Source organism: Chitinophaga caseinilytica (assembly GCF_038396765.1).
GTDB lineage: Bacteria > Bacteroidota > Bacteroidia > Chitinophagales > Chitinophagaceae > Chitinophaga > Chitinophaga caseinilytica.
Genome location: NZ_CP150096.1, coordinates 68,467 through 88,965, shown reverse-complemented (window position 1 = coordinate 88,965; position 20,499 = coordinate 68,467). Strand labels below are relative to the sequence as shown.

The 20,499-nt window shown below is 55.6% G+C and carries 18 protein-coding genes; 13 read left to right on the top strand and 5 right to left on the bottom strand.

What is annotated here, in order from left to right; all coding sequences use genetic code 11:
* The first annotated feature begins 1 nt into the window (after position 1).
* The 6 genes from WJU22_RS00380 to WJU22_RS00355 all read left to right on the top strand — a co-directional run bounded on the left by WJU22_RS00380 (position 2) and on the right by WJU22_RS00355 (position 4,131).
* On the top strand, positions 2-328 hold the full coding sequence (locus WJU22_RS00380) for a hypothetical protein (protein ID WP_341841345.1): 327 nt from the start codon (positions 2-4) through the stop codon (positions 326-328).
* 4 nt (positions 329-332) lie between these two features.
* Positions 333-479, top strand: a complete 147-nt coding sequence (locus WJU22_RS00375) for a hypothetical protein (protein ID WP_341841344.1) — start codon at positions 333-335, stop codon at positions 477-479.
* A 72-nt stretch (positions 480-551) separates the two neighbouring features.
* Positions 552-1,244: a CoA transferase subunit A gene (locus WJU22_RS00370; protein ID WP_341841343.1), complete on the top strand. Its 693-nt coding sequence runs from the start codon at positions 552-554 to the stop codon at positions 1,242-1,244.
* Positions 1,245-1,252: 8 nt separating this feature from the next.
* Positions 1,253-1,909: a 3-oxoacid CoA-transferase subunit B gene (locus WJU22_RS00365; RefSeq protein WP_341841342.1), complete on the top strand. Its 657-nt coding sequence runs from the start codon at positions 1,253-1,255 to the stop codon at positions 1,907-1,909.
* Between the two features lie 41 nt (positions 1,910-1,950).
* Positions 1,951-2,754 (top strand): aminotransferase class IV, encoded by an 804-nt coding sequence (locus WJU22_RS00360; protein WP_341841341.1) that lies wholly within the window; start codon positions 1,951-1,953, stop codon positions 2,752-2,754.
* Between the two features lie 78 nt (positions 2,755-2,832).
* The gene (locus tag WJU22_RS00355) at positions 2,833-4,131 is read left to right on the top strand and encodes a deoxyribodipyrimidine photo-lyase (RefSeq protein ID WP_341841340.1); all 1,299 of its coding nucleotides are present in this window, start codon (positions 2,833-2,835) and stop codon (positions 4,129-4,131) included.
* A gap of 198 nt (positions 4,132-4,329) precedes the next feature.
* Here the strand turns inward: WJU22_RS00355 and WJU22_RS00350 are convergent, their stop codons facing one another.
* Entirely contained in the window at positions 4,330-5,127 is a 798-nt protein-coding gene (locus WJU22_RS00350; protein ID WP_341841339.1) for a 1,4-dihydroxy-6-naphthoate synthase, read from the bottom strand.
* 12 nt (positions 5,128-5,139) lie between these two features.
* A complete protein-coding gene (gene mqnB / locus WJU22_RS00345) occupies positions 5,140-5,799 on the bottom strand; it encodes a futalosine hydrolase (RefSeq protein WP_341841338.1) in 660 nt (219 codons plus the stop codon).
* Positions 5,800-5,835: 36 nt separating this feature from the next.
* Here mqnB and WJU22_RS00340 point away from each other — a divergent pair, with 36 nt between their 5' ends.
* The 3 genes from WJU22_RS00340 to fabD all read left to right on the top strand — a co-directional run bounded on the left by WJU22_RS00340 (position 5,836) and on the right by fabD (position 7,913).
* Positions 5,836-6,273, top strand: a complete 438-nt coding sequence (locus tag WJU22_RS00340; protein WP_240646692.1) for a 6-pyruvoyl trahydropterin synthase family protein — start codon at positions 5,836-5,838, stop codon at positions 6,271-6,273.
* Positions 6,274-6,294: 21 nt separating this feature from the next.
* Positions 6,295-6,900, top strand: a complete 606-nt coding sequence (gene folE, locus WJU22_RS00335) for a GTP cyclohydrolase I FolE (protein WP_341841337.1) — start codon at positions 6,295-6,297, stop codon at positions 6,898-6,900.
* A gap of 113 nt (positions 6,901-7,013) precedes the next feature.
* On the top strand, positions 7,014-7,913 hold the full coding sequence (fabD, locus tag WJU22_RS00330) for an ACP S-malonyltransferase (RefSeq protein ID WP_341841336.1): 900 nt from the start codon (positions 7,014-7,016) through the stop codon (positions 7,911-7,913).
* 75 nt (positions 7,914-7,988) lie between these two features.
* On the opposite strand, the gene WJU22_RS00325 is transcribed toward fabD, so the two are convergent.
* Positions 7,989-8,393, bottom strand: a complete 405-nt coding sequence (locus WJU22_RS00325) for a GNAT family N-acetyltransferase (RefSeq protein ID WP_341841335.1) — start codon at positions 8,391-8,393, stop codon at positions 7,989-7,991.
* Positions 8,394-8,453: 60 nt separating this feature from the next.
* Positions 8,454-9,674, bottom strand: a complete 1,221-nt coding sequence (locus tag WJU22_RS00320) for an aminotransferase class I/II-fold pyridoxal phosphate-dependent enzyme (RefSeq protein ID WP_341841334.1) — start codon at positions 9,672-9,674, stop codon at positions 8,454-8,456.
* Between the two features lie 71 nt (positions 9,675-9,745).
* Between WJU22_RS00320 and WJU22_RS00315 the strand changes: the two genes are divergently transcribed.
* Positions 9,746-10,240, top strand: a complete 495-nt coding sequence (locus tag WJU22_RS00315) for a DinB family protein (protein WP_341841333.1) — start codon at positions 9,746-9,748, stop codon at positions 10,238-10,240.
* Positions 10,241-10,272: 32 nt separating this feature from the next.
* Positions 10,273-10,968 (top strand): NUDIX hydrolase, encoded by a 696-nt coding sequence (locus WJU22_RS00310; RefSeq protein ID WP_341841332.1) that lies wholly within the window; start codon positions 10,273-10,275, stop codon positions 10,966-10,968.
* 517 nt (positions 10,969-11,485) lie between these two features.
* On the opposite strand, the gene WJU22_RS00305 is transcribed toward WJU22_RS00310, so the two are convergent.
* Entirely contained in the window at positions 11,486-12,490 is a 1,005-nt protein-coding gene (locus tag WJU22_RS00305; RefSeq protein WP_341841331.1) for a beta-ketoacyl-ACP synthase III, read from the bottom strand.
* A gap of 93 nt (positions 12,491-12,583) precedes the next feature.
* On the opposite strand from WJU22_RS00305, the gene ruvA reads away from it, so the two are divergent.
* Both ruvA and sprA read left to right on the top strand, forming a co-directional pair.
* Complete coding sequence (gene ruvA, locus WJU22_RS00300) at positions 12,584-13,171, top strand: Holliday junction branch migration protein RuvA (protein WP_341841330.1); 588 nt, start codon at positions 12,584-12,586, stop codon at positions 13,169-13,171.
* Between the two features lie 184 nt (positions 13,172-13,355).
* A complete protein-coding gene (sprA, locus tag WJU22_RS00295) occupies positions 13,356-20,453 on the top strand; it encodes a cell surface protein SprA (RefSeq protein ID WP_341841329.1) in 7,098 nt (2,365 codons plus the stop codon).
* Positions 20,454-20,499: the final 46 nt, after the last annotated feature.

The window sequence follows — 20,499 nt, the reverse complement described above, 5'->3', positions numbered from 1 at the left end:
TATGAAGAATTGGAGAAAGATAGCGGGTGTCCTCTTCATCGCAGCCCTCATGGCTGCCTGCGGCGAAGCGGACCGTACACCGAAAGGCGTATTGGGGAAAAACGAGATGCGCGATATTTTGCTGGACATGAACTATGCAGACGTGTTTGCGCGGGAGCAGATGATGGAAGGCCGCAGTTCGGTAGACATCACGGAAGCCATGCGCGATTCGGCGAGTAAAACCCTGTACGCACAGATATTGCTGCTCCATAAAACCGACCGCGAAACGTTCACTGAAAAGCTGGCAATTTTACGAATCGCATCCAGACAGGCTGGAGGCGATATATAAAGATATGGGCGACATCGTGCGCCGCAAACGCGAAGCCATCGATTCCACAGACCGGGCGCGCAACGAAAGGGAACAGCGCAAATTGGGCCGCACCCGTATGGATTCCCTGTTCTGGCCCAGTCCGGACAGTTTGAAACTGAATATATTCTGACGTTATACACACCAAAACATGAAACGCCCGTAGAGGCGTTCCATCTTTCGGTTACAAACAAAAACTGAGAAGATGAACAAGATCGTTGCAAACGCCGACGAGGCCATCGCCGATATCCCCAACGGCGCCACCCTCATGCTCGGAGGATTTGGCCTGTGCGGCATTCCGGAAAACTGTATCGCAGCCCTCGTGCGCAAGGGCGTCAGCAACCTGACGTGTATCTCCAATAATGCGGGGGTAGACGATTTCGGGTTGGGATTGCTGCTGAAGACAAGACAGATCAAGAAAATGATGTCGAGCTACGTGGGCGAGAACGCCGAGTTCGAACGGCAATTGTTGTCGGGCGAGCTGGAGGTGGACCTCATTCCTCAGGGTACCCTGGCCACGCGCATCGCCATGGCGGGAATGGGCATTCCTGCCTTTTTCACGCCCGCGGGTTTCGGGACGGAAATTGCGGAAGGGAAGGAGACGCGGCGTTTCGGGGAGAAGGATTATCTCATGGAACTGGCGCTGCCGGCCGATTTCGCCATCGTGAAAGCCTGGAAGGGCGACAGGATGGGGAACCTCGTTTTCCGCAAAACCACCCGCAACTTCAGTTCTTCCATGGCGCGGGCGGGCAATGTGACCATCGCGGAAGTGGAGGAACTGGTGGAGCCCGGTCAGCTGGACCCGGACGAGGTCCACGTTCCCGGGATATATGTGCACCGCATCTTCCAGGGACATGATTATGAAAAACGCATCGAAAGAAAAACCGTCAAAATCTGATTTTCGCTATGGCTCTTGATAAATACGGCATCGCCAAACGCATCGCGCAGGAATTGCGCGACGGGATGTATGTGAACCTGGGGATCGGGATCCCCACACTCGTGTCCAACTTCGTTCCGCAAGGCATTTCCATCATGCTGCAATCCGAAAACGGGATGCTGGGCATGGGGCCTTACCCGACCGAAGAAGGCATCGACCCCGATCTCATCAACGCCGGGAAGGAAACGGTAACCATCCTGCCGGGGGGCGCCTTCTTCGACTCCGCCGAAAGCTTCGGCATGATCCGCGCCGGGAAGGTAGACCTCACCGTGCTCGGCGCCATGGAAGTCTCCGACTCGGGCGATATCGCCAACTGGAAAATCCCAGGGAAAATGGTGAAAGGTATGGGCGGCGCGATGGACCTCGTGGCTTCGGCCAAAAACATCATCGTTGCCATGATGCACACCAATCCCAAAGGCGAAAGCAAATTACTGCCCCAATGCACCCTGCCGCTCACCGGCGTGCGCTGCGTCAGGAAAATCGTCACCGAAATAGCCGTGCTCGATGTTACGCCCGAAGGCTTCCGGCTGCTGGAACGCGCACCAGGCGTGACCGTAGACGAAATCAAAGCCAAAACGGCCGGCCGGCTGGTCATTGACGGCGATGTTCCCGAAATGATTTTATAATCGTAACTTACGGTATGCAATTGTGTTATAACGGAAGATTCATGGCGGCCGACAAACCGTTGCTCACCGTAGATAACCGCAGTTTCCGGTATGGCGACGGGTGCTTCGAAACCATGAAAGTGTACCAGGGGCAACTGTTATTGGCCGACCTGCATTTCGAACGGCTGGTCGCCAGTTTGCATATCCTGCATTTTCACATACCGCCGCATTTTACGAAAGATTATTTCATCGACCTTATTCAACAACTCTGCCGCACCAACGGCGTGAGCGATCTCGCGCGTGTGCGCCTCACCGTATGGCGCGCGGGAACGGGGCTGTACGACCCGGTCGATCATACGCCGCATTTCCTCATCCAGTCCTGGGAATTGCCGGAACATATTTTCGAACTGAACAGTACGGGGCTTTCGCTGGACGTATTCCCCGATGCCGTGAAAACCGGTGACAAGCTGAGCAACGTCAAATCCAACAACTGTCTGCCATACGTGCTGGCCGCCATGTACGCCCGCCAGCACCAGGTGGCCGAAGCCGTTTTGCTCAATCAATACGGTCGCGTGGCGGATACAACCGTTGCGAACGTGTTCATCGTGAAAGACGGCGATGTTTTCACGCCGCCGTTGACGGAAGGGTGCGTGTGCGGCGTGATGCGCAAGCACATCCTCACCACCGAATTCCCGTTCCACATCCAGGAACGGGTGCTGACCGTGCGCGATCTGCAAACGGCCGACGAGATTTTCCTCACCAACGCCATCTACGGCATCCGATGGGTGGGCGAATTCGGCGATACCAGTTACGGCAACGCCACGTCCGCCATCCTGCACGACCTGCTGTACGAATCCATGTTGTAAGTTCGCCGTATCTTCGATTTTCCATCTGACATTGAACTTTTCCGCCCGGGGAGCCGCATCGCCTGTAAAAAACTGCGCATGAAAATTGTTATCTGCTGGCTCCGCCGCGACCTTCGCCTGCACGACCAGGCTGCATTATACCACGCCCTTCGCAGCGGCTGCCCCGTTGTGCCCGTGTTCGTTTTCGACACCGATATCCTCGACGACCTGGAAGACCGGGCCGATCGCAGGCTGCAATTCATCCACGATGCGCTCGCCGGCCTGCAGCAGCAACTGCTGAAGATGGGGAGCACTTTGCATGTGTATCACGGTACCCCTGCCGCCGCGTTCCGTCATTTCACGGAGGTGTACGACGTAGCCGGGGTTTTCGCCAATCATGATTACGAGCCCTACGCCCGCGGGCGCGACGAAGCCATCGGCGCGTATCTCCGGGAAAGGAACATCCCGTTCAAAACCTTCAAAGACCAGGTGATTTTCGAAAAGGGGGAAGTGTTGAAGGATAACGGGGAACCTTATACGGTGTTCACACCTTACAGCCGTAAATGGCTGGCCGCGATGGAACCGTTTTTCGTCAAATCCTATTCGATGGAAAAATATTTCGGCAATTTCCATCTGCAGGACGAGCGCCCTATCCCTTCGTTGGGCGACATCGGCTTCGTGCCCACGCAACGCGATTTCCCGGCGCCTGATCCCGAAGACGCCATAATTAAACATTACGACCAAACCCGCGACTATCCTGCCATTCCGGGCACGAGCCGCCTGAGCGTGCATCTGCGCTTCGGGACGGTGAGCATCCGCGAACTGGTGCGCCGCGCCACGAAACTGAACGATACATTCCTGAAAGAGCTGATCTGGCGCGAATTTTACCAGATGATTTTGTGGCATTTTCCGGATGTGGTGCATGCGTCTTTCAAAAAGGAATACGACAATATTGCCTGGCGGAACAATGAGCGGGAATTCCGCGCCTGGTGCGAGGGACAGACCGGTTACCCTATCGTGGACGCGGGGATGCGCGAGCTGAACGAAACCGGTTACATGCACAACCGCGTGCGGATGGTGACGGCGAGTTTTCTCACGAAGCACCTGCTGATCGACTGGCGCTGGGGCGAAGCGTATTTCGCCAAAAAGCTCCTGGATTACGACCTGGCGGCCAACAACGGCGGCTGGCAATGGGCGGCGGGCTCCGGTTGCGACGCGGCGCCGTATTTCCGGGTGTTTAATCCTACGCTGCAGGCGCAGAAATTCGATAAGGAAGGAAAGTACATCCGGAAATGGGTGCCGGAGATCGATGGGCTTACGTATGTTCAGCCGGTCGTTAACCACGAAATGGCGCGGAAACGGGCGCTGGAAGTGTACGGGAAGGCGTTGAAACCATGAAAACAAAAAGCGTACGCCATGCATACGCTTTTTGTGAAAATAGTATCGTCGTTTTGATGATGGCGACTGTGGTGTAGCCCGCGTTATACAGGGATACAGTAGAGATATAGTAGGGATGTAGTACGGATACAGTACTGTAACCGTAGCAATAGTAATCCGGAAGCCGGTTCCTGGTGACCGCGACCGATACTGAATTCGCTATCTGCCTGCTAATACGGCTTTTTCCTTCAGCACTTCGATCGCTTTGTGCCCCTGTTCGCCCAAATCCAGGCTGAAGTCGTTGACATACAATTCGATATGCTGCCGCATCACTTGCTCGTCCATCTCCTGCGCGTGTTCCTTGACATAAGGGGCGAGGGTGGGGTAGTTGGCGAAGGAAAACTGCAGGCTTTTCGCGATGAGGGCGTCTACCTGCCGGGCCGTGGCTTCGGGAATGTCTTTCCGGATGAAAATGCCGCCCAGGGGGATCGGGTGCCCCGTTTTTTCTTCCCAGAAAGCGCCGAGGTCGGTGATTTTCACGAGGCCTTTTTGTTGGTAGGTGAAGCGGTTTTCGTGGATGATGACGCCGGCGTCTGCCCTGCCGGAAATTACCGCCTGTTCGATGTCGGAAAAGACCATGATCTCCTTGTTTTTCGCGTGTGGGTAAGCGATGGAAAAGAGGAGGTTGGCCGTGGTATTTTCTCCGGGGATGGCGATTTTAAGTTGTGAGATCTGTTCGGGGGAAAGGGGCTCCCGGGCAATGAGGAGCGGGCCGCAACCCCGGCCCAGCGCGCTTCCGCTGTTGAGGAGGCGGTATTTGTCTGCCACGCGGAGACCGGCGGCGAAACTCAGTTTCGTGATGTCCAGTTTACCCTGGAGGGCCCATTTGTTGAGGGTTTCCACATCCTCCAGCCGGGTGTCGAATTGCAAACCCTCCGTATCTATCTTTCCATTCACCAATGCGTCGAAAATAAAAGTATCGTTCGGGCAGGGCGAAAATCCTAAGCTCAGTTGCATATATCGTTCTTTTTATCGTTCGTTATTCCATTCGTTGATCGTATCGCGGAGCAGTGTGTTGAGGCGGATCACCGCCGATTTGATGTCCCACTTCGATTTATCGCGCTGTTCCACGTAATTGGATACGGTGCGCAGCTGGAGAAAGGGGACGTTTTCCATGAGGCAGGCATAGTGCAGCGCCGCGCCTTCCATGCTTTCGAGCGTGGGGGCGTACTGTTGTTCCAGTTGCGCGATGGTGGCGGCTTCGCCGGATACTGTATTGACGGAAACCGCGGATGCCCGGGGCAACTGCGCCAGGGATGGCGGTACCCTGTCAAACGGATTCAATAAATAATTATTCGTAAACGGGTGCATATCATGCTTCCAGAGCCCTATGCTGAAGAGGTCCCGAAAAACGCCGTTGTCTTCCGCTCCCAGGTCGCCGAAATATTCCTTCTCCACCAGCAGCGCATCGCCCAGCTTCACGTTCCGGTCGAAAGTGCCCGCGATGCCGGCCTGGAGCACCAGTGCGGGCCGATCCCCCGCTGCCAGGCGCTTCCCCAGCGCAAAAGCCGCGCTGAACAGGCCGATGCCCGTGATGATCGTTTCTACGTCCGTTCTTCCGGATTCCTTCAGCCAGGCGATCGTGGGTTGGATTTCCGCCTCCGTAGCGGCGGCAACGAGCAGTTTCATCCCATAAAGGTACGTTTTCGACGAATTGCTTTAACTTTGCAGAAATTTATCAAGGAACAAATGATCTATTTGACGCGCGTCGAGCATTTTAATGCTGCGCACAAGTTGTACAATCCACAGTGGAGTAAGGAGCAAAACCACGAAGTTTTCGGCAAATGCGCCAACGACAACTGGCATGGGCACAACTATGAACTGCACGTAACGGTAAAAGGCGTACCTGATCCTGAAACCGGTTTTGTATTCAACGCCAAAACGTTAGGTGTCCTGATCAACGATGTGGTGGTGGAAAAGCTCGACCATAAAAACCTGAACCTCGACGTGGATTTCATGAAAGACAAATTCACTTCCGCGGAAAACGTGGCCATCGCCATTTGGGAACAACTCGAAAAACATCTGCCGGGGACCGTTCAGCTCCATTGCATCAAGCTGCACGAAACTTCCAAGATCTACGTGGAATACTACGGCGGTAAATAACCAGTAAAAACACAGCAGCACATGGCTTACCATAAAGAAGAGCAGTACGACGAATCAGTGACGAACGGGTTGAAGGAGTTTTACCGCAATAGCATCGCCCTGCTGGGCGAAGACCCCGAGCGCGAAGGGCTGGTAAAAACCCCGGAACGGATGGCCAAGGCCATGCAGTTCCTCACGCAGGGTTACCAGCAAGACGCGAAGGAAGTGCTGAACGGCGCCAAATTCACGGAAGCGTACAGTGAAATGGTGATCGTGAAAGACATCGAACTGTATTCCATGTGCGAGCACCATATGTTGCCCTTCTTCGGAAAGGCGCATGTGGCCTACATTCCCAATGGTTATATCACCGGGCTCAGCAAGATCGCCCGGGTGGTGGACATTTTCAGCCGCCGCCTCCAGGTGCAGGAGCGCCTCACCCACCAGATCCTGGACGCCATCCAGGATACGCTGCAGCCCCAGGGCGTAGCCGTGGTGATCGAAGCGCAACACCTCTGCATGATGATGCGCGGCGTGCAGAAACAGAACTCTGTAACCACCACGTCCGCCTTCAGCGGCCAGTTCGAAGACGGGACCACCCGCGCCGAATTCATGAAACTCATCAGTTCCGACCTCATGGGCCGGCGCTAATCAGCCGTTATCATATTGGTCCAAAACACATATGGTTTGACCCGGACACTTTCCGTGCTGGATTAAACCATAATTTTTTATATATATTTGCCATCTGATAATTAATCATATCAATGAAGCACGCATTCGTTTTTCCCGGTCAGGGAGCACAATTTACCGGTATGGGCAAGGCTTTTTACGAACAAAGTCCCAAAGCCCGCGATCTCTTCGAGCAAGCCAACGAACTGCTCGGATTCCGGATCTCCGATGTGATGTTTGAAGGCTCGGAAGCGGACCTCAAACAAACCAAAGTAACCCAGCCGGCGGTATTCCTCCATTCGGTGATCGGGTTCCTCTGCCTGGAAAACGCCCGTCCCGACATGACGGCCGGCCACTCCCTCGGCGAATTCTCCGCCCTCGTGGCCAACGGCGCCCTCGGCTTCGCCGACGCGCTCAAACTCGTGTCTATCCGCGCCAACGCCATGCAGAAAGCCTGCGAGATCACCCCGTCTACCATGGCGGTAGTGCTCGGGCTCGACGATGCCAAAGTAGAAGAAATCTGCGCCACCATCACGGACGACACCGTGGTGCCCGCCAACTATAACTGTCCCGGCCAGCTGGTGATCTCCGGCACCAAAACCGGTATCGCCAAAGCGATGGAACTGCTCAAGGCCGCCGGCGCCAAGCGCGTTATGGAGCTCGCGGTAGGAGGGGCCTTCCACTCGCCGCTCATGGCGCCCGCCCAGGCAGAATTACAGGCCGCCATCGAGTCTATCGCGTTCAACACGCCGAACTGCCCCGTTTACCAGAACGTGGTAGCCAAAGCCGTGACCAACCCCGTAGAAATCAAACAGAACCTCATCACCCAGCTCACCGGCGCCGTAAAATGGACACAGTGCGTACAGGCCATGGTGGCCGATGGCGCCACCCGCTTCACCGAAGTAGGGCCCGGTAAAGTGTTGCAGGGGCTCATCGCGAAAATCGATAAAAACGTAGCGACCGACGGCGTGAGCGATACGCTCGTGCTGGCGTAATCCTTCGCTGAACGATATAAAAAAAGCGTCCCGGTTCCTCAGAGCCGGGACGCTTCGTTTTTTATGCCGTCCAAATCACAGATCGATACTGACGTTCAGCCATTCCGGATCGAATTTGGCGTTGTATTTTTTGTAGAAATTAATAGCAGGCTCATTCCATTCCAGCACCTGCCACATCATGCCGCTGAACCCTTTTGCCCGCGCTTCTTCGAGCAGGCGGTCGAACAGCAGTTTGCCGAGCCCTTTGCCACGGTGGTTTTCAGACACCACGATGTCTTCCAGCCACATCCGGGTGCCTTTCCAGGTGGAATAGCGGATATAATACAGGGCCATCCCGGCGATAACGCCGTCTTCCTCCGCTACAAACGCCCACCATACCGGGTTCGGGCCAAAGCCGGATTCTGCGAAATGTTCCAAAGTCACCGTCACCTGCTCGGGTGCTTTTTCATATAATGCCAGTTCCCGCACCAGTTCCATCATGCGGGCGCAATCTTTTTCTTTCAGCGCTGCGGATCGTAATCATGCTGCAAATATAGTCGTTTAGGCGAGGGCCTGGTCGAGATCGGTGAGGATATCCGTCACGGATTCGATGCCGGTGCTCATGCGGATGAGCCCGTCGGTGATGTCGTATTTCTCGCGCAATTCTTTCGGTACGCTGTAATGGGTCATGGAAGCCGGGTGGCAGATGAGCGTGTCGGTGGTGCCGAGGCTCACGGCGCGGAGGCACATTTTCAGCTTGTCGATAAATCGTTTGCCCGCGTCCAGTCCGCCTTTCAGCTCAAAGCTCAACATGGCGCCGGCGTGTTTCATCTGTCGGGATGCGATCATGAAATCGGGGTGATCGGCGAGGCCGAGATAATTCACGGTGGCGATGGCGGGGTGCCCGTCGAGGAAGCCCGCCACTTCCATCGCGTTGTGGCAATGCCGTTCCATGCGCACTTCCAGCGTTTTGATGCCCTGCGTGAGCATGAATGCGTCGAACGGGTTGGAGTTGGCGCCGAGGAGGCGATGCACCTTTTCCACCGGGCCGTTCATGAGCTCCACATCGCGCCCGATCAGCACGCCGCCGATCGCGGTGCCATGACCGTTGAGGAATTTGGTGGTGGAATGGAAAACGTAATCGACGCCATAGGCGAAGGGCTGCTGGAGGTACGGCGTGGCGAAGGTATTATCTACCGCCGTGATGACGTTTTTCGCTTTCGCCAGGCCGGTCAAAGCTTCGAGGTCTACGCAGCGAAGTGTGGGATTGGCGGGCGTTTCGAGGTACATCATTTTGATGGCGGGGTCCTTTTTCAGGATGTCTTCCGCGGCGTTCAGGTCGCGGAGGTCCATGATGATGGCTTCGATGCCCAGCGGCGGGAGGATCTTGCGGAACAGCTCGTCGGTGCCGCCGTAGAGCGAATAGTGCGACAATATTTTATCGCCCGATTTGAGATGGGCGAGGAAGAGCGTGGAAAGGGCGCCCATGCCGGAGGCGTGCAGTTTCGCCTTGAGAACGAGCGGGTTGCCGTCTGGCCCCGTGAGCCCGAAAGCTTCGAGCGCGGCGATCTTGGCTTCCGCTTCCCGGAAATTGGGAGAATCCCAGCGGGAATAGATGAATCCGTCTTCCTGCCCGCTGAAACGGCGCATGCCTTGTTCGGCGGAGTCGTACACGTAGGTGGAGGAAGCGTAGATCGGCGTGAGATGGGCGTACCTGGGGTCCTGCTCGTGGCCGGCGTGGATGCAGACGGAACTGAAGCCCGTAAGTGGTGAAGGGTTCATATCGTTTGAATTATTTTTTGGTAATGATTATCTTGTTAAGGTAAACAACGGAACGTAAAAATAAGATATTAATGAAGGATCTCCTGGTACAACTGGCCGGGCATAACGCCTGGGCCAACGGCCGGCTGATGAAGGTGATGGCGGCATTGCCCGACGAGCAGCTGGACCGCGACATGGGCAGCAGTTTCCCGACATTGCGGAAAACGGTGTTGCATGTCTGGAATGCGGAAAGCGTCTGGTACCAGCGGTTGCTGCTGGCGAGCCCGGTAGTGCCTCCGGCTGCGGGTTTCAGCGGCGGGATGGAGGAGCTGGCCGGGTTGTTCGTAAGGCAGAGCGAGGCGCTGCATGCGTTCGTGTCGGGCGCATCCGACGCGAAGCTGGCCCATACGGTGGAATTCAACAGTCCGGCGAAAGGCGTTTGCAAGACGCCGGTGACGCGGATATTGATGCAGGCGTTCACGCACAGCGCGTTCCATCGCGGGCAGCTGGTGACGATGTTGCGCCAGCAGGGGGTACCGCGGATACCGTCCACCGATTTCATCGAATATACAGGATGGAAAAAATAATTCCCCTTATTTTACAGCCATAATCGGAGCTAATGAGCCTTGCATCGTTTTACGCCAATGCGCCGCGCCACCTGGTGGCGGTGGATTGTATCATTTTCGGGTTTGAAGACGGGAAACTGAAACTGTTGATCATCCAGCGGAAAGTGGACCCGCTCGCCGGGGCGTTTTCGCTGGTGGGGGGCTTCGTCCAGGAAAATGAAAGTACGGACCATGCGGCCATTCGCGTGTTGCGGCAAACGACCGGCATCCGCGACATCTTCATGGACCAGCTCCGCGCCTACGGCGATGCCGGCCGCGATGCCGGCGCCCGCGTGATCTCGCTCGCCTATTACGCCCTCATCCGCATCAGCGAGCACGATAAGCTCCTGGCGCAGCAGCATGGTGCGCATTGGCTCAGCCTTCATCAAATCCCCGAACTTATTTTCGACCATAACGAAATGCTCCGCGATGCCCTGGAGCGCCTGCGCGACCGGGCCAAATTCCACCCCCTCGGCTTCGAGCTGCTTCCGGAGAAATTTTCCCTGCCCCAATTGAGAAATTTGTACGAAGAAATTTATCAACGGCCGTTAGATAAACGTAACTTTAGGAAGAAAATCCTGGCGATGGACATTCTTGAAAAACTGGACGAGAAAGACAAAAGCACTTCCAAGAAAGGGGCGCATCTGTACCGGTTCGACAGGAAAAAGTACGATGCGTTGACCCAGCATGGATTCGTGTTCGAGATTTAGCTTTTGTTCCAGCCCTGGCATTTACCGATTTAGTTACATCCTTATTCCAAAACCCAAGCAAATGTGTTTGTTTATCCGCATCTTCCCTTGCGCCATGGCGCCTGTATTTGATGGACATGATGAAATGAAGCATGCTCCATAAGTTGTCGCAATCTACCCTTCAAAACCATTTTTTACACCTGACTATGAAAACAGCGCCTATGTATCGTCAATATTGTTGTGCCAGATTTGGCATTAGACATGAGGTATCGCGCGAGGACGGGATGAATTTGCGCGTGGTGAAGCGGCATCCCGACGAGCGGCCAGACGGCCGGCATGTTTACCGTTTTTACGTAACGCCCGGTTACAGTGTGGGGCAGGAGGTGAAGCGGTTGAACATCCGGTATTGTCCGTTTTGTGGTACTGATTTATATGCTTTTTACCGGTCTGACCGGTTCGTGAACGAGGAACCGGGAAATTTGTAACATAAAAAAAGGCATCCGGAGTGGATGCCTTTTTCGATATAATATGTTGGTTATTAAGCTTTTTTGCCATCGTACGCCCATTTCACGTAGCTGGCGCCCCAGGTGAACCCGCCGCCGAAAGCTGCGAGGATGAGGTTGTCGCCTTTTTTGAGTTGGGGTTCCCATTCCCAGAGGCAGAGGGGGATGGTGCCGGCGGTGGTGTTGCCGAAGCGGTGGATGTTGATCATGGTTTTCTCCTTGGGGAGGCCCATATGGTCTGCCGTTGCGGAGATGATGCGCAGGTTGGCCTGGTGGGGAACGAGCCATGCTACATCGGCTGCGGTGAGCTGGTTACGGTCCATTACGGTGCGGGCGGCGTCTGCCATGTTGGCCACGGCGTATTTGAAGACGGTTTTGCCTTCCTGGAATACGTAGTGCTGGCGGTTGGCCACGGTTTCGGCGGAGGCGGGGTAATTGGAGCCGCCGGCCTTCATGTTGAGGAATTCGCGGCCATGCCCGTCTGATTTGAGGACGGAGTCGACCAGTCCGAAACCTTCGGTGTTGGGCTCGAGGAGCACGCCACCGGCGCCGTCTCCGAAGATGATGCAGGTGGTGCGGTCGGTATAATCGATGATGGAGGACATTTTATCTGCCCCGATGACCATTACTTTTTTGTATTTACCGCTTTCGATGAATTTGGCGCCGGTGTCGAGCGCATAAAGGAAGCCCGAGCAGGCGGCGCTGATGTCGAAACCGAAAGCGTTTTTGGCGCCGATCTTATCCGTAACAACGTTGGCAGTGGCGGGGAACACCATGTCCGGCGTAACGGTGGCTACGATGAGCAGGTCGATGTCTTCCGGGGTGATGCCTCTTTTCTTGCAGATTTCGAGCGCAACAGGCACGCAGAGTTCCGAGGTGCCTTTTCCTTCCCCCTTCAGTATCCTCCGTTCCTTAATGCCGGTACGGGTCATGATCCATTCGTCTGTCGTTTCAACGAGTTTTTCCAACTCCTGGTTAGTCAGTACATAGTCGGGAACATACCCACCCACCGCCGTGATGGCGGCTGTTATTTTACTCATATTGTTAGGATAAGTTATAAAATGGGCGTAAAAATACGACTTAAACGAATAATCTTATTAATGAATTAAATTCGCCGGAAGATAAAATCCTATATGATAGCATACCTGAACGGCAAACTTGCCTTCAAATCTCCTGCCATGGTGCATTTGGACGTAAATGGAGTAGGTTACGAGGTCCAGATCAGCCTCCATACCTGGACCCAGATCACGGGAATGGAATCCTGTAAACTCCTCACTTACGTACATATCAAGGAGGATGCCCACACGATGTACGGATTTTTTTCCGACGTGGAAAGGACAGTTTTCCTCCAACTTATCAGTGTTTCCGGCGTGGGAGCCGGCACGGCGAGGATGATGTTGAGTTCGTTGACCCCGGAAGACGTGCAGCGGGCCATTGTGATGGAAAACGAGAAGATGCTGGAGGGCGTGAAAGGCATCGGGAACAAGACCGCTAAACGCATTATCCTGGAACTCAAAGACAAAATGAAAAAACACAGGGAGGAAACCGTATATTTATCTGCCCAAACCCACAATACGATTGAGGATGACGCGTTAAATGCTCTGGTAACGCTGGGAATTGCCAGAAACATGGCTGAGCAGGCAGTACGGAAAGTACTGAAAGCTGAGCCACAATTGCATGAATTGGAGGTACTTATAAAGAAATCCCTCAAAAATTTATAAATTTATAATCCTTGACCTCTATAAAACCTAAGATCGCTTGGCAAGAAAGAATTACCTTGGAGTACTTGCAGTAATCGGTGTTGTATCTTTAGTCATTGTTGAATCAGCCGCCAGAAACACGAACAGTTCGGGATATACTTTCAAAAAAAATATTGAGCACGCGGGGATTTGGAACTTAATAGATGTGACACGCCCTGATACGGTAGCGAAACCGGATACGCTGAAATATCCTATCCGGGACCGGAGGGGTACGGCCGTGACGGATCCCGTCCGCAACGCCATCGACCTGAAAGACCCCGCGAATATCCAGAAGAATGTAGAATACGACCCCGTTTCCAAGGAATACATCGTTACAGAAAAAGTAGGCGGCCGCAATTACCGGCAGCCCACCGTCATGACTTTTGGCGAATTCTACCGCATGCAGGCCGCTCAAAGCGAACAGGCCTACTGGCAAAAGCGCGCCGGCACCATCGGCAACCTTAACCAGCGCAGCGGAGCGCCCCAGCTGTATTACGGCGATAAACTCTTCGACCGCGTGTTCGGCGGCACCAAGGTAGACATCAAGCCGCAGGGGAGCCTGGGGCTTACTTTCGGTTACCAGGGCCAGAACGTGAAAAATCCCGTGCTCGTGGAAAGGGCCCGCAAAAACGGGGGCTTCGATTTCGATATCGATATCAATATGAACGTGACCGGCAAGATCGGGGAGAAGCTCAAACTCATCACCAACTATAACACCCAGAGCACCTTCGACTTCGAAAACCAGGTCAAACTCGAATATACCGGCTACCAGGACGAGATCATCAAAAAGATCGAAGCGGGCAACGTGAGCTTCCCGCTCAGCAGCTCCCTCATCCCCGGCGTGCAAAGCCTCTTCGGGGTAAAGACCCAACTCCAGTTCGGCCGCCTCACCGTCACCAGCGTACTCTCCAACCAGAAATCCCAGAAGCAGAACATGGTACTTCGTGGGGGCAACAGCGTGAGCGACTTCGTGCGCCGGGCAGACGAGTATGAAGATAACCGCCACTTTCTGCTGGCGCAATTCTTCCGCGACACCTTCAATTACGCCATGAGCAACCTGCCCGTTATACGGTCGCAGGTATATATCAACCGCATCGAGGTTTGGGTCACCAACAAATCCGGCGCCACCACCGAAACGCGCGACATCGTGGCACTGGCCGACCTGGCGGAGCAAAAGCCCTCCAACCCCGTCATCCAGCCGCTGACGTCGAACAAACTGCCCGACCGGAATACGAACGATCTCTACCGCAACCTCGTCAGCGACCCGGCCGCCCGGTTTACCGGGACGGTCGTTTCCCGATTGCTGGGCCTGCAACTGGAGCCCGTGCAGGATTTCGAGAAAACCTTCGCCCGGAAGCTCGATTCCACCGAATTCACCCTCAACCGCCAGATCGGCTTCATCTCGCTGCAGCAACAATTGCAGCCAGACGAAGTGCTGGCCGTAGCTTACCAATACACCTACAACGGCCGCGTGTACCAGGTCGGTGAATTTTCGCAGGACGTGCCCCCCGACCCGAAGAACTCGGCCAACCAACAAATACTTTTCCTCAAGATGCTGAAAGCCACCTCGGCCAGGCCCGCCCTGCCGATCTGGGACCTCATGATGAAAAATATCTACTCCACCGATGCCTACCAGGTAAACCGCGCCGACTTCAAGCTCGACGTATTGTACAAGGATCCCGGCACCGAAACCCGCGCCCCGAGCGAAAAACGCTATCTGCCCGACGCTTCGGGCCAATGGCAGGGAGCGCCCATCATCACCATCCTGAACCTCGACCGCCTCAATAACCAGAACGACCCCCAGCCCGACGGCGTGTTCGACTATGTGGAAGGGTACACGATCTTCCCCATGAACGGGAAAATCATGTTCCCCGTGCTGGAGCCCTTCGGCGAAGGGGTTAAAAAAGCCTTCAACGGAGACGCGACGCTCGAGAAACAATACATGTACACCATGCTGTACGACTCCATCAAGGTGATCGCGCAGCAGTTCCCCAACCTCAACCGCTATATCATGCGCGGGTCGTACAAATCGGCCAACGCTTCCGAGATATCCCTCAACGCCTACAACATTCCCCGTGGATCCGTGACCGTTACCGCCGGCGGGCAAATGCTCCGCGAAGACATCGATTACCTCATCGATTACAACATGGGGCGGATCAAGATCATCAACGGCGGGGTACTGAGCGCCGGCGTGCCCATCAACGTGCAGTTCGAGAACAACGCGCTGTTCGGGCAGCAGGTCCGCAACTATATGGGCACCAGGCTGGATTATTACGTGAACGACAAGCTGAACCTCGGTGGTACCGTGGTGCGGATGAGCGAGCGGCCCTATTACCAGAAAGTGAATTACGGCGACGATCCCATCAAGAACACCGTGGTGGGGCTCGACGGTAACTATATTTCCGAGTGGCGCGGCCTCACCCGCCTGCTCGACCGCCTGCCCAACTTCCAGACCTCGCGCCCGGCGGGGATCAACTTCACGGGCGAGGTGGCGCGGCTCTTCCCCGGCCATAGCAAGCTCGTGAATGCACCGGGCTCGAAGCAGGGGCAGGTGATGATCGACGATTTTGAAGGAACACGCAGCGGGTACGACCTGAAGTTCCCGTCTACCGCCTGGAGCCTCGCTTCCACGCCGCGGGACGCCACCAATGCCGCAGGCGCCATCCTTTTCCCCGAAGCCGAACTGAACGATACGCTGGCTTATGGCAAGAACAGGGCGCTGCTGGCCTGGTACATCATCGAGCCGACGTTGCAGATTCCCCGGTCCAGCAACCTGCCGCCGGGCGTGAACGAGGCTTCGCAGACCGATCCGCGCACGCGGCTTATTTATCAGAAAGACGTATTCCCGAACCGTTCCACCGACTTCGGCCAGAGCCAGTTGAGCACCCTCGACCTGGCGTACTACCCGGAAGAGAAAGGTCCTTATAATATGGAGGCATCGACCCTCGAGCTCCAGGCCAACGGCCGCCTCCGCAATCCGAAACAGCGTTGGGGCGGTATCATGCGCGCCATCGACAACTCCGATTTCGAAACCTCCAACATCGAGTTCATCGAATTCTGGATCCCCGATCCTTTCTTCGACAAACCCGCATCCGCCGGCGGCTCGCTGTACTTCAACCTCGGGAACGTGTCGGAAGACGTGCTGAAAGATTCCCGAAAATCTTTCGAAAACGGATTGCCGGACCCGAACCGCGACCGCAATAAACTCGATTCCACCCACTGGGGCCGCATCCCCAAATTCCAACAGCAGATCACGCAGGCGTTCGACAACGACCCCGCCATCCGCCGTTACCAGGACGTGGGCTTCGACGGTCTCGAAAACGGCGATGAGAAAAACTTCCACGCGCCCTACCTCCAGCAACTGGCCTCCAACTTCGGCACCGGCTCCGACGCTTTCAGGAACGTAGCGAACGACCCCTCGAACGACGACTATAAATGGTATCGCGATAAAGCGTATGACGATGCGAAAACCGACATCCTCGGCCGTTACAAAAAAATCAACGGTCCGGACGGCAACTCGCCCGTTTCCAACGACAACTCGCAGTTCTCCAACGCGGCCACCAACTATCCCGAGTCGGAAGACCTCAACCGCGACAATACCATGAACGAAACGGAGGAATATTTCCAGTACCGTGTAGACCTGCGCCCCGATATGCAAGTGGGCAGCAACTACGTGGTAGACCGGTTCGTGACCAAGGTGCAGTTGCCCAACGGACAGATGGCCGACCAGGTTTGGTACCAGTTCAAGGTGCCGGTGAACCAGTACGACCGGAAGGTGGGCAATATCCCCGACTTCAAATCCATCCGGTTCATGCGTATGTTCATGACAGGCTTCGAGGATTCGGTGGTGCTGCGCTTCGCGAAGCTCGACCTCGTGCGCAACCAGTGGCGCCGTTATTTATATGAACTGAAGCCCGGGGATCCCATCCCGGTAGATCAGCAGACCACCTTCAACGTGTCTGCCGTGAACATCGAGGAAAACGCCAAGCGCCGTCCTGTTCCGTATGTTTTGCCTCCGGGCATTTTGCGCCAGAATACGCTGAGCACCAACAATACCAACATCCTGTTGAACGAACAGGCCATTTCCGCGCAGATCTGTGATTTGAAAGACGGGGAAACGCGGGCGATGTATAAAAATATCCAGCTCGACCTCCGGCAGTACAACCGCCTGCAGATGTTCATCCACGCGGAAGCCGTGAGCGATCCCAACTCGTTGAAAGACGACCAGTTGCAGGCGATCGTTCGGGTGGGCAGCGACTTCACCGAAAACTATTACGAGTACCGCATTCCCATGAAGCTGACGCCCTGGGGCTCGGCGCGGGATACGGAAATCTGGCCGGAAGCCAATAACCTCGACCTCGATCTCGACCGCTTCGCGAAGTTGAAGATGGCACGTAATAATAATGGAGCGTCGCCGCTGATACCGTACGAAGAGCGCGACGGCAACGCCATCGTAGCGGTGGTGGGTAACCCCAGCCTGGGCGATGTGCGTAACGTGATGATCGGGGTGACCAACCCGAAAGACGACGGTTTGCCGAAATGTACCGAAGTATGGTTCAACGAAATGCGTTTGACAGGGTTGGACGAGAAAGGCGGTTATGCGGCGCTGGCGCGGATGGACATCGACCTGGCCGACCTGGGTACCGTGACGTTCAGCGGTAACATGCACACGGCGGGCTTCGGCGGGATCGACCAGCGCGTGAACGACCGTTTCCGCGACAACTTCCTCCAGTACGACATCGCTACCAACCTCGATTTCGGGAAACTGCTCCCGAAACGTGCGGGCATCACCATTCCCGTGTATGCCGGATATTCCAAAACGACCAGCAACCCGGAATACGATCCATACGACCTCGACATCAAGCTGAAAGATAAACTCGCCATGGCCCGGAACCGCGAGCACCGCGATTCCATCCGCCGCAACGCGCAGGATTTCACCTCCATCAAGAGCCTGAACCTCACCAACGTCCGCAAGCTGTCGGTAGGCCGAACCAAAAACCGCCTGTGGGATATCGAGAACTTCGACATCAGCTATTCCTTCAGCCAGATCACCCGCCACAACCCCGTGATCCAGAGCGATGTGCTCACCCGCCACCGCGGCGGCCTGGGCTATACTTTCAACGGTACCCAGAAGTTCCTGGAGCCGTTCAAGTTCATCAAGAACAAATCTCCCTGGCTGGCGCTCCTCCGCGACTTCAACGTCAATTACGTGCCCACGCTCATGAGCTTCCGGGCCGATATTACCCGCCAGTTCGGCGCCACCCGCATGCGCAACATCGGCGGCGGACAGTTCCAACTGCCGGAAACGTACGACAAGTTCTTCCGCTTCGACCGGTATTATTCCCTGAAATGGGATTTCTCCCGCAACCTTTCGCTCGACTTCAACGCCGTGAACAACGCGCGCATCGACGAGCCGGACGGGCGCATCAATACCAGCATCAAGAAAGATTCCGTGAGAGGCAACTTCTTCAAGGGCGGCCGTACCACCAACTATTTCCACAATGCCAACCTGACCTATACTTTGCCCACCGCCAAATTCCCGGCCCTGAGCTGGACGAGCGTGGCGCTGAGCTATGGAACGGAATACCGTTGGATCGGCGCATCGCGGCTGGCGATGTACCTGGGCAACGCCATCGAGAACTCCAACCAGAAAACCGTGGCAGCGGAATTCAAGTTCAACGATCTGTATAATAAGAGCAAATGGCTGCGGAAGATGAACATCTCCAGCGCCGGCGGCTCCGATTACGTTCCGCCTTTAATGAACAACGCGCCGCAGAAAGACGGGCAGGAAACCAAGAAGGCCGACGACGGGCAACCGTCCGGCGTGGCGAAGACGCTCATGCGGATCGTGATGGCGCTCAAGCGTGTGAACGTGAACTATAGCGAGAATTCCGGGACCCGCATGCCGGGGTACCTCGACAGCACCAAGCTGCTGGGGATGAACTGGCAGTCGATGTCGCCCGGGATCGGATTCGTGCTCGGAAAACAACCCGACAAGGCCTGGATGGACAATTTCGCGAAGAAAGGCCTCCTCAGCCCGGATACCCTGTTCAACATCCAGTTCCAGCAGCAGTTCACCCAGCGGCTCGACATCCAGGCGCAACTGGAGCCCGTCCGCGACCTGCGCATCGACCTGAACCTTACCCGTTCCTTCTCCAAAACGCACACCGAGTTGTTCAAGGATACCATCGGCAACGGGGTGTTCAATCACCTGAACCCCTACGACGCGGGCGGCTTCGAGATCACCTTCATCGCCATCAAGACGATGTGGGGCAAGATCAATACGGAAGACGGCGTGTCTACCACCTTCCGCGATTTCGAAAATTTCCGCTCGGCCATTTCAGAGCGCCTCGGCAAACTGAACCCTTACAACAACAGCGGTTCCGTTCCGAAATACGATCCGAAAGACCCGCAATACCGTTACGGTTACGGCCGGTATGCGCAAGACGTGCTGGTGCCGGCATTCCTCGCCGCCTACACCGGAACGAGCCCGGAAAACGCACCGCTGCTCAAGCATACCAATGCCAACGTACGGTCTAATCCGTTCAAAAACATCCTGCCGCGGCCGAACTGGCGGATCACTTATAACGGGCTGAGCCGCATCAAACCGTTTACCGACTTCCTGACCAATTTTACCCTCACGCACGCTTACACCGGCCTGCTGAGCATGAACTCCTATAATACGGCGCTCATGTATTACGACCCGCTGATCCTCGGTTACCCGGCCTTCCGCGACACCGTTTCGGGCAACTACGTGCCGTATTTCCTCGTGCCGAACCTTACCATTACCGAGCAGTTCGTACCGCTCCTGGAGGCCGACCTCACGTTCACCAACTCGCTGAACATCCGCGTAGGCTTCCGGAAAAGCCGGACCCTCAGCCTCAGCCTCATCGACTACCAGCTGAGCGAAATGCGCTCGAGCGAGATCACCATCGGCGGCGGATACCGCGTGAGAGGATTGCCCCTGCCCATCCGTATCGGGAAAGACGGCGGGAAACGGCTGGAAAACGACCTCAACTTCCGGATGGACCTGAGCTTCCGCGACGATAAAACGGTCAACAACCGGCTGGATGCCGACATCGTGATCCCGACCAGCGGTCAGAAAGTGGTCAGCATCGCGCCATCTATCGACTATGTGGTCAATAATAGATTGAATATCAAATTCTTCTACGACCGCAGGCAAACCATCCCCGTGATTTCGACGGCTTACCCGATCACGAACACACGAGGGGGCGTAACCTTGCGGTTCATGCTGGCGCAATAGCGGCCGGCAGGCGAAAAGAATCCTGGTGACGGGGAGACCGATGACA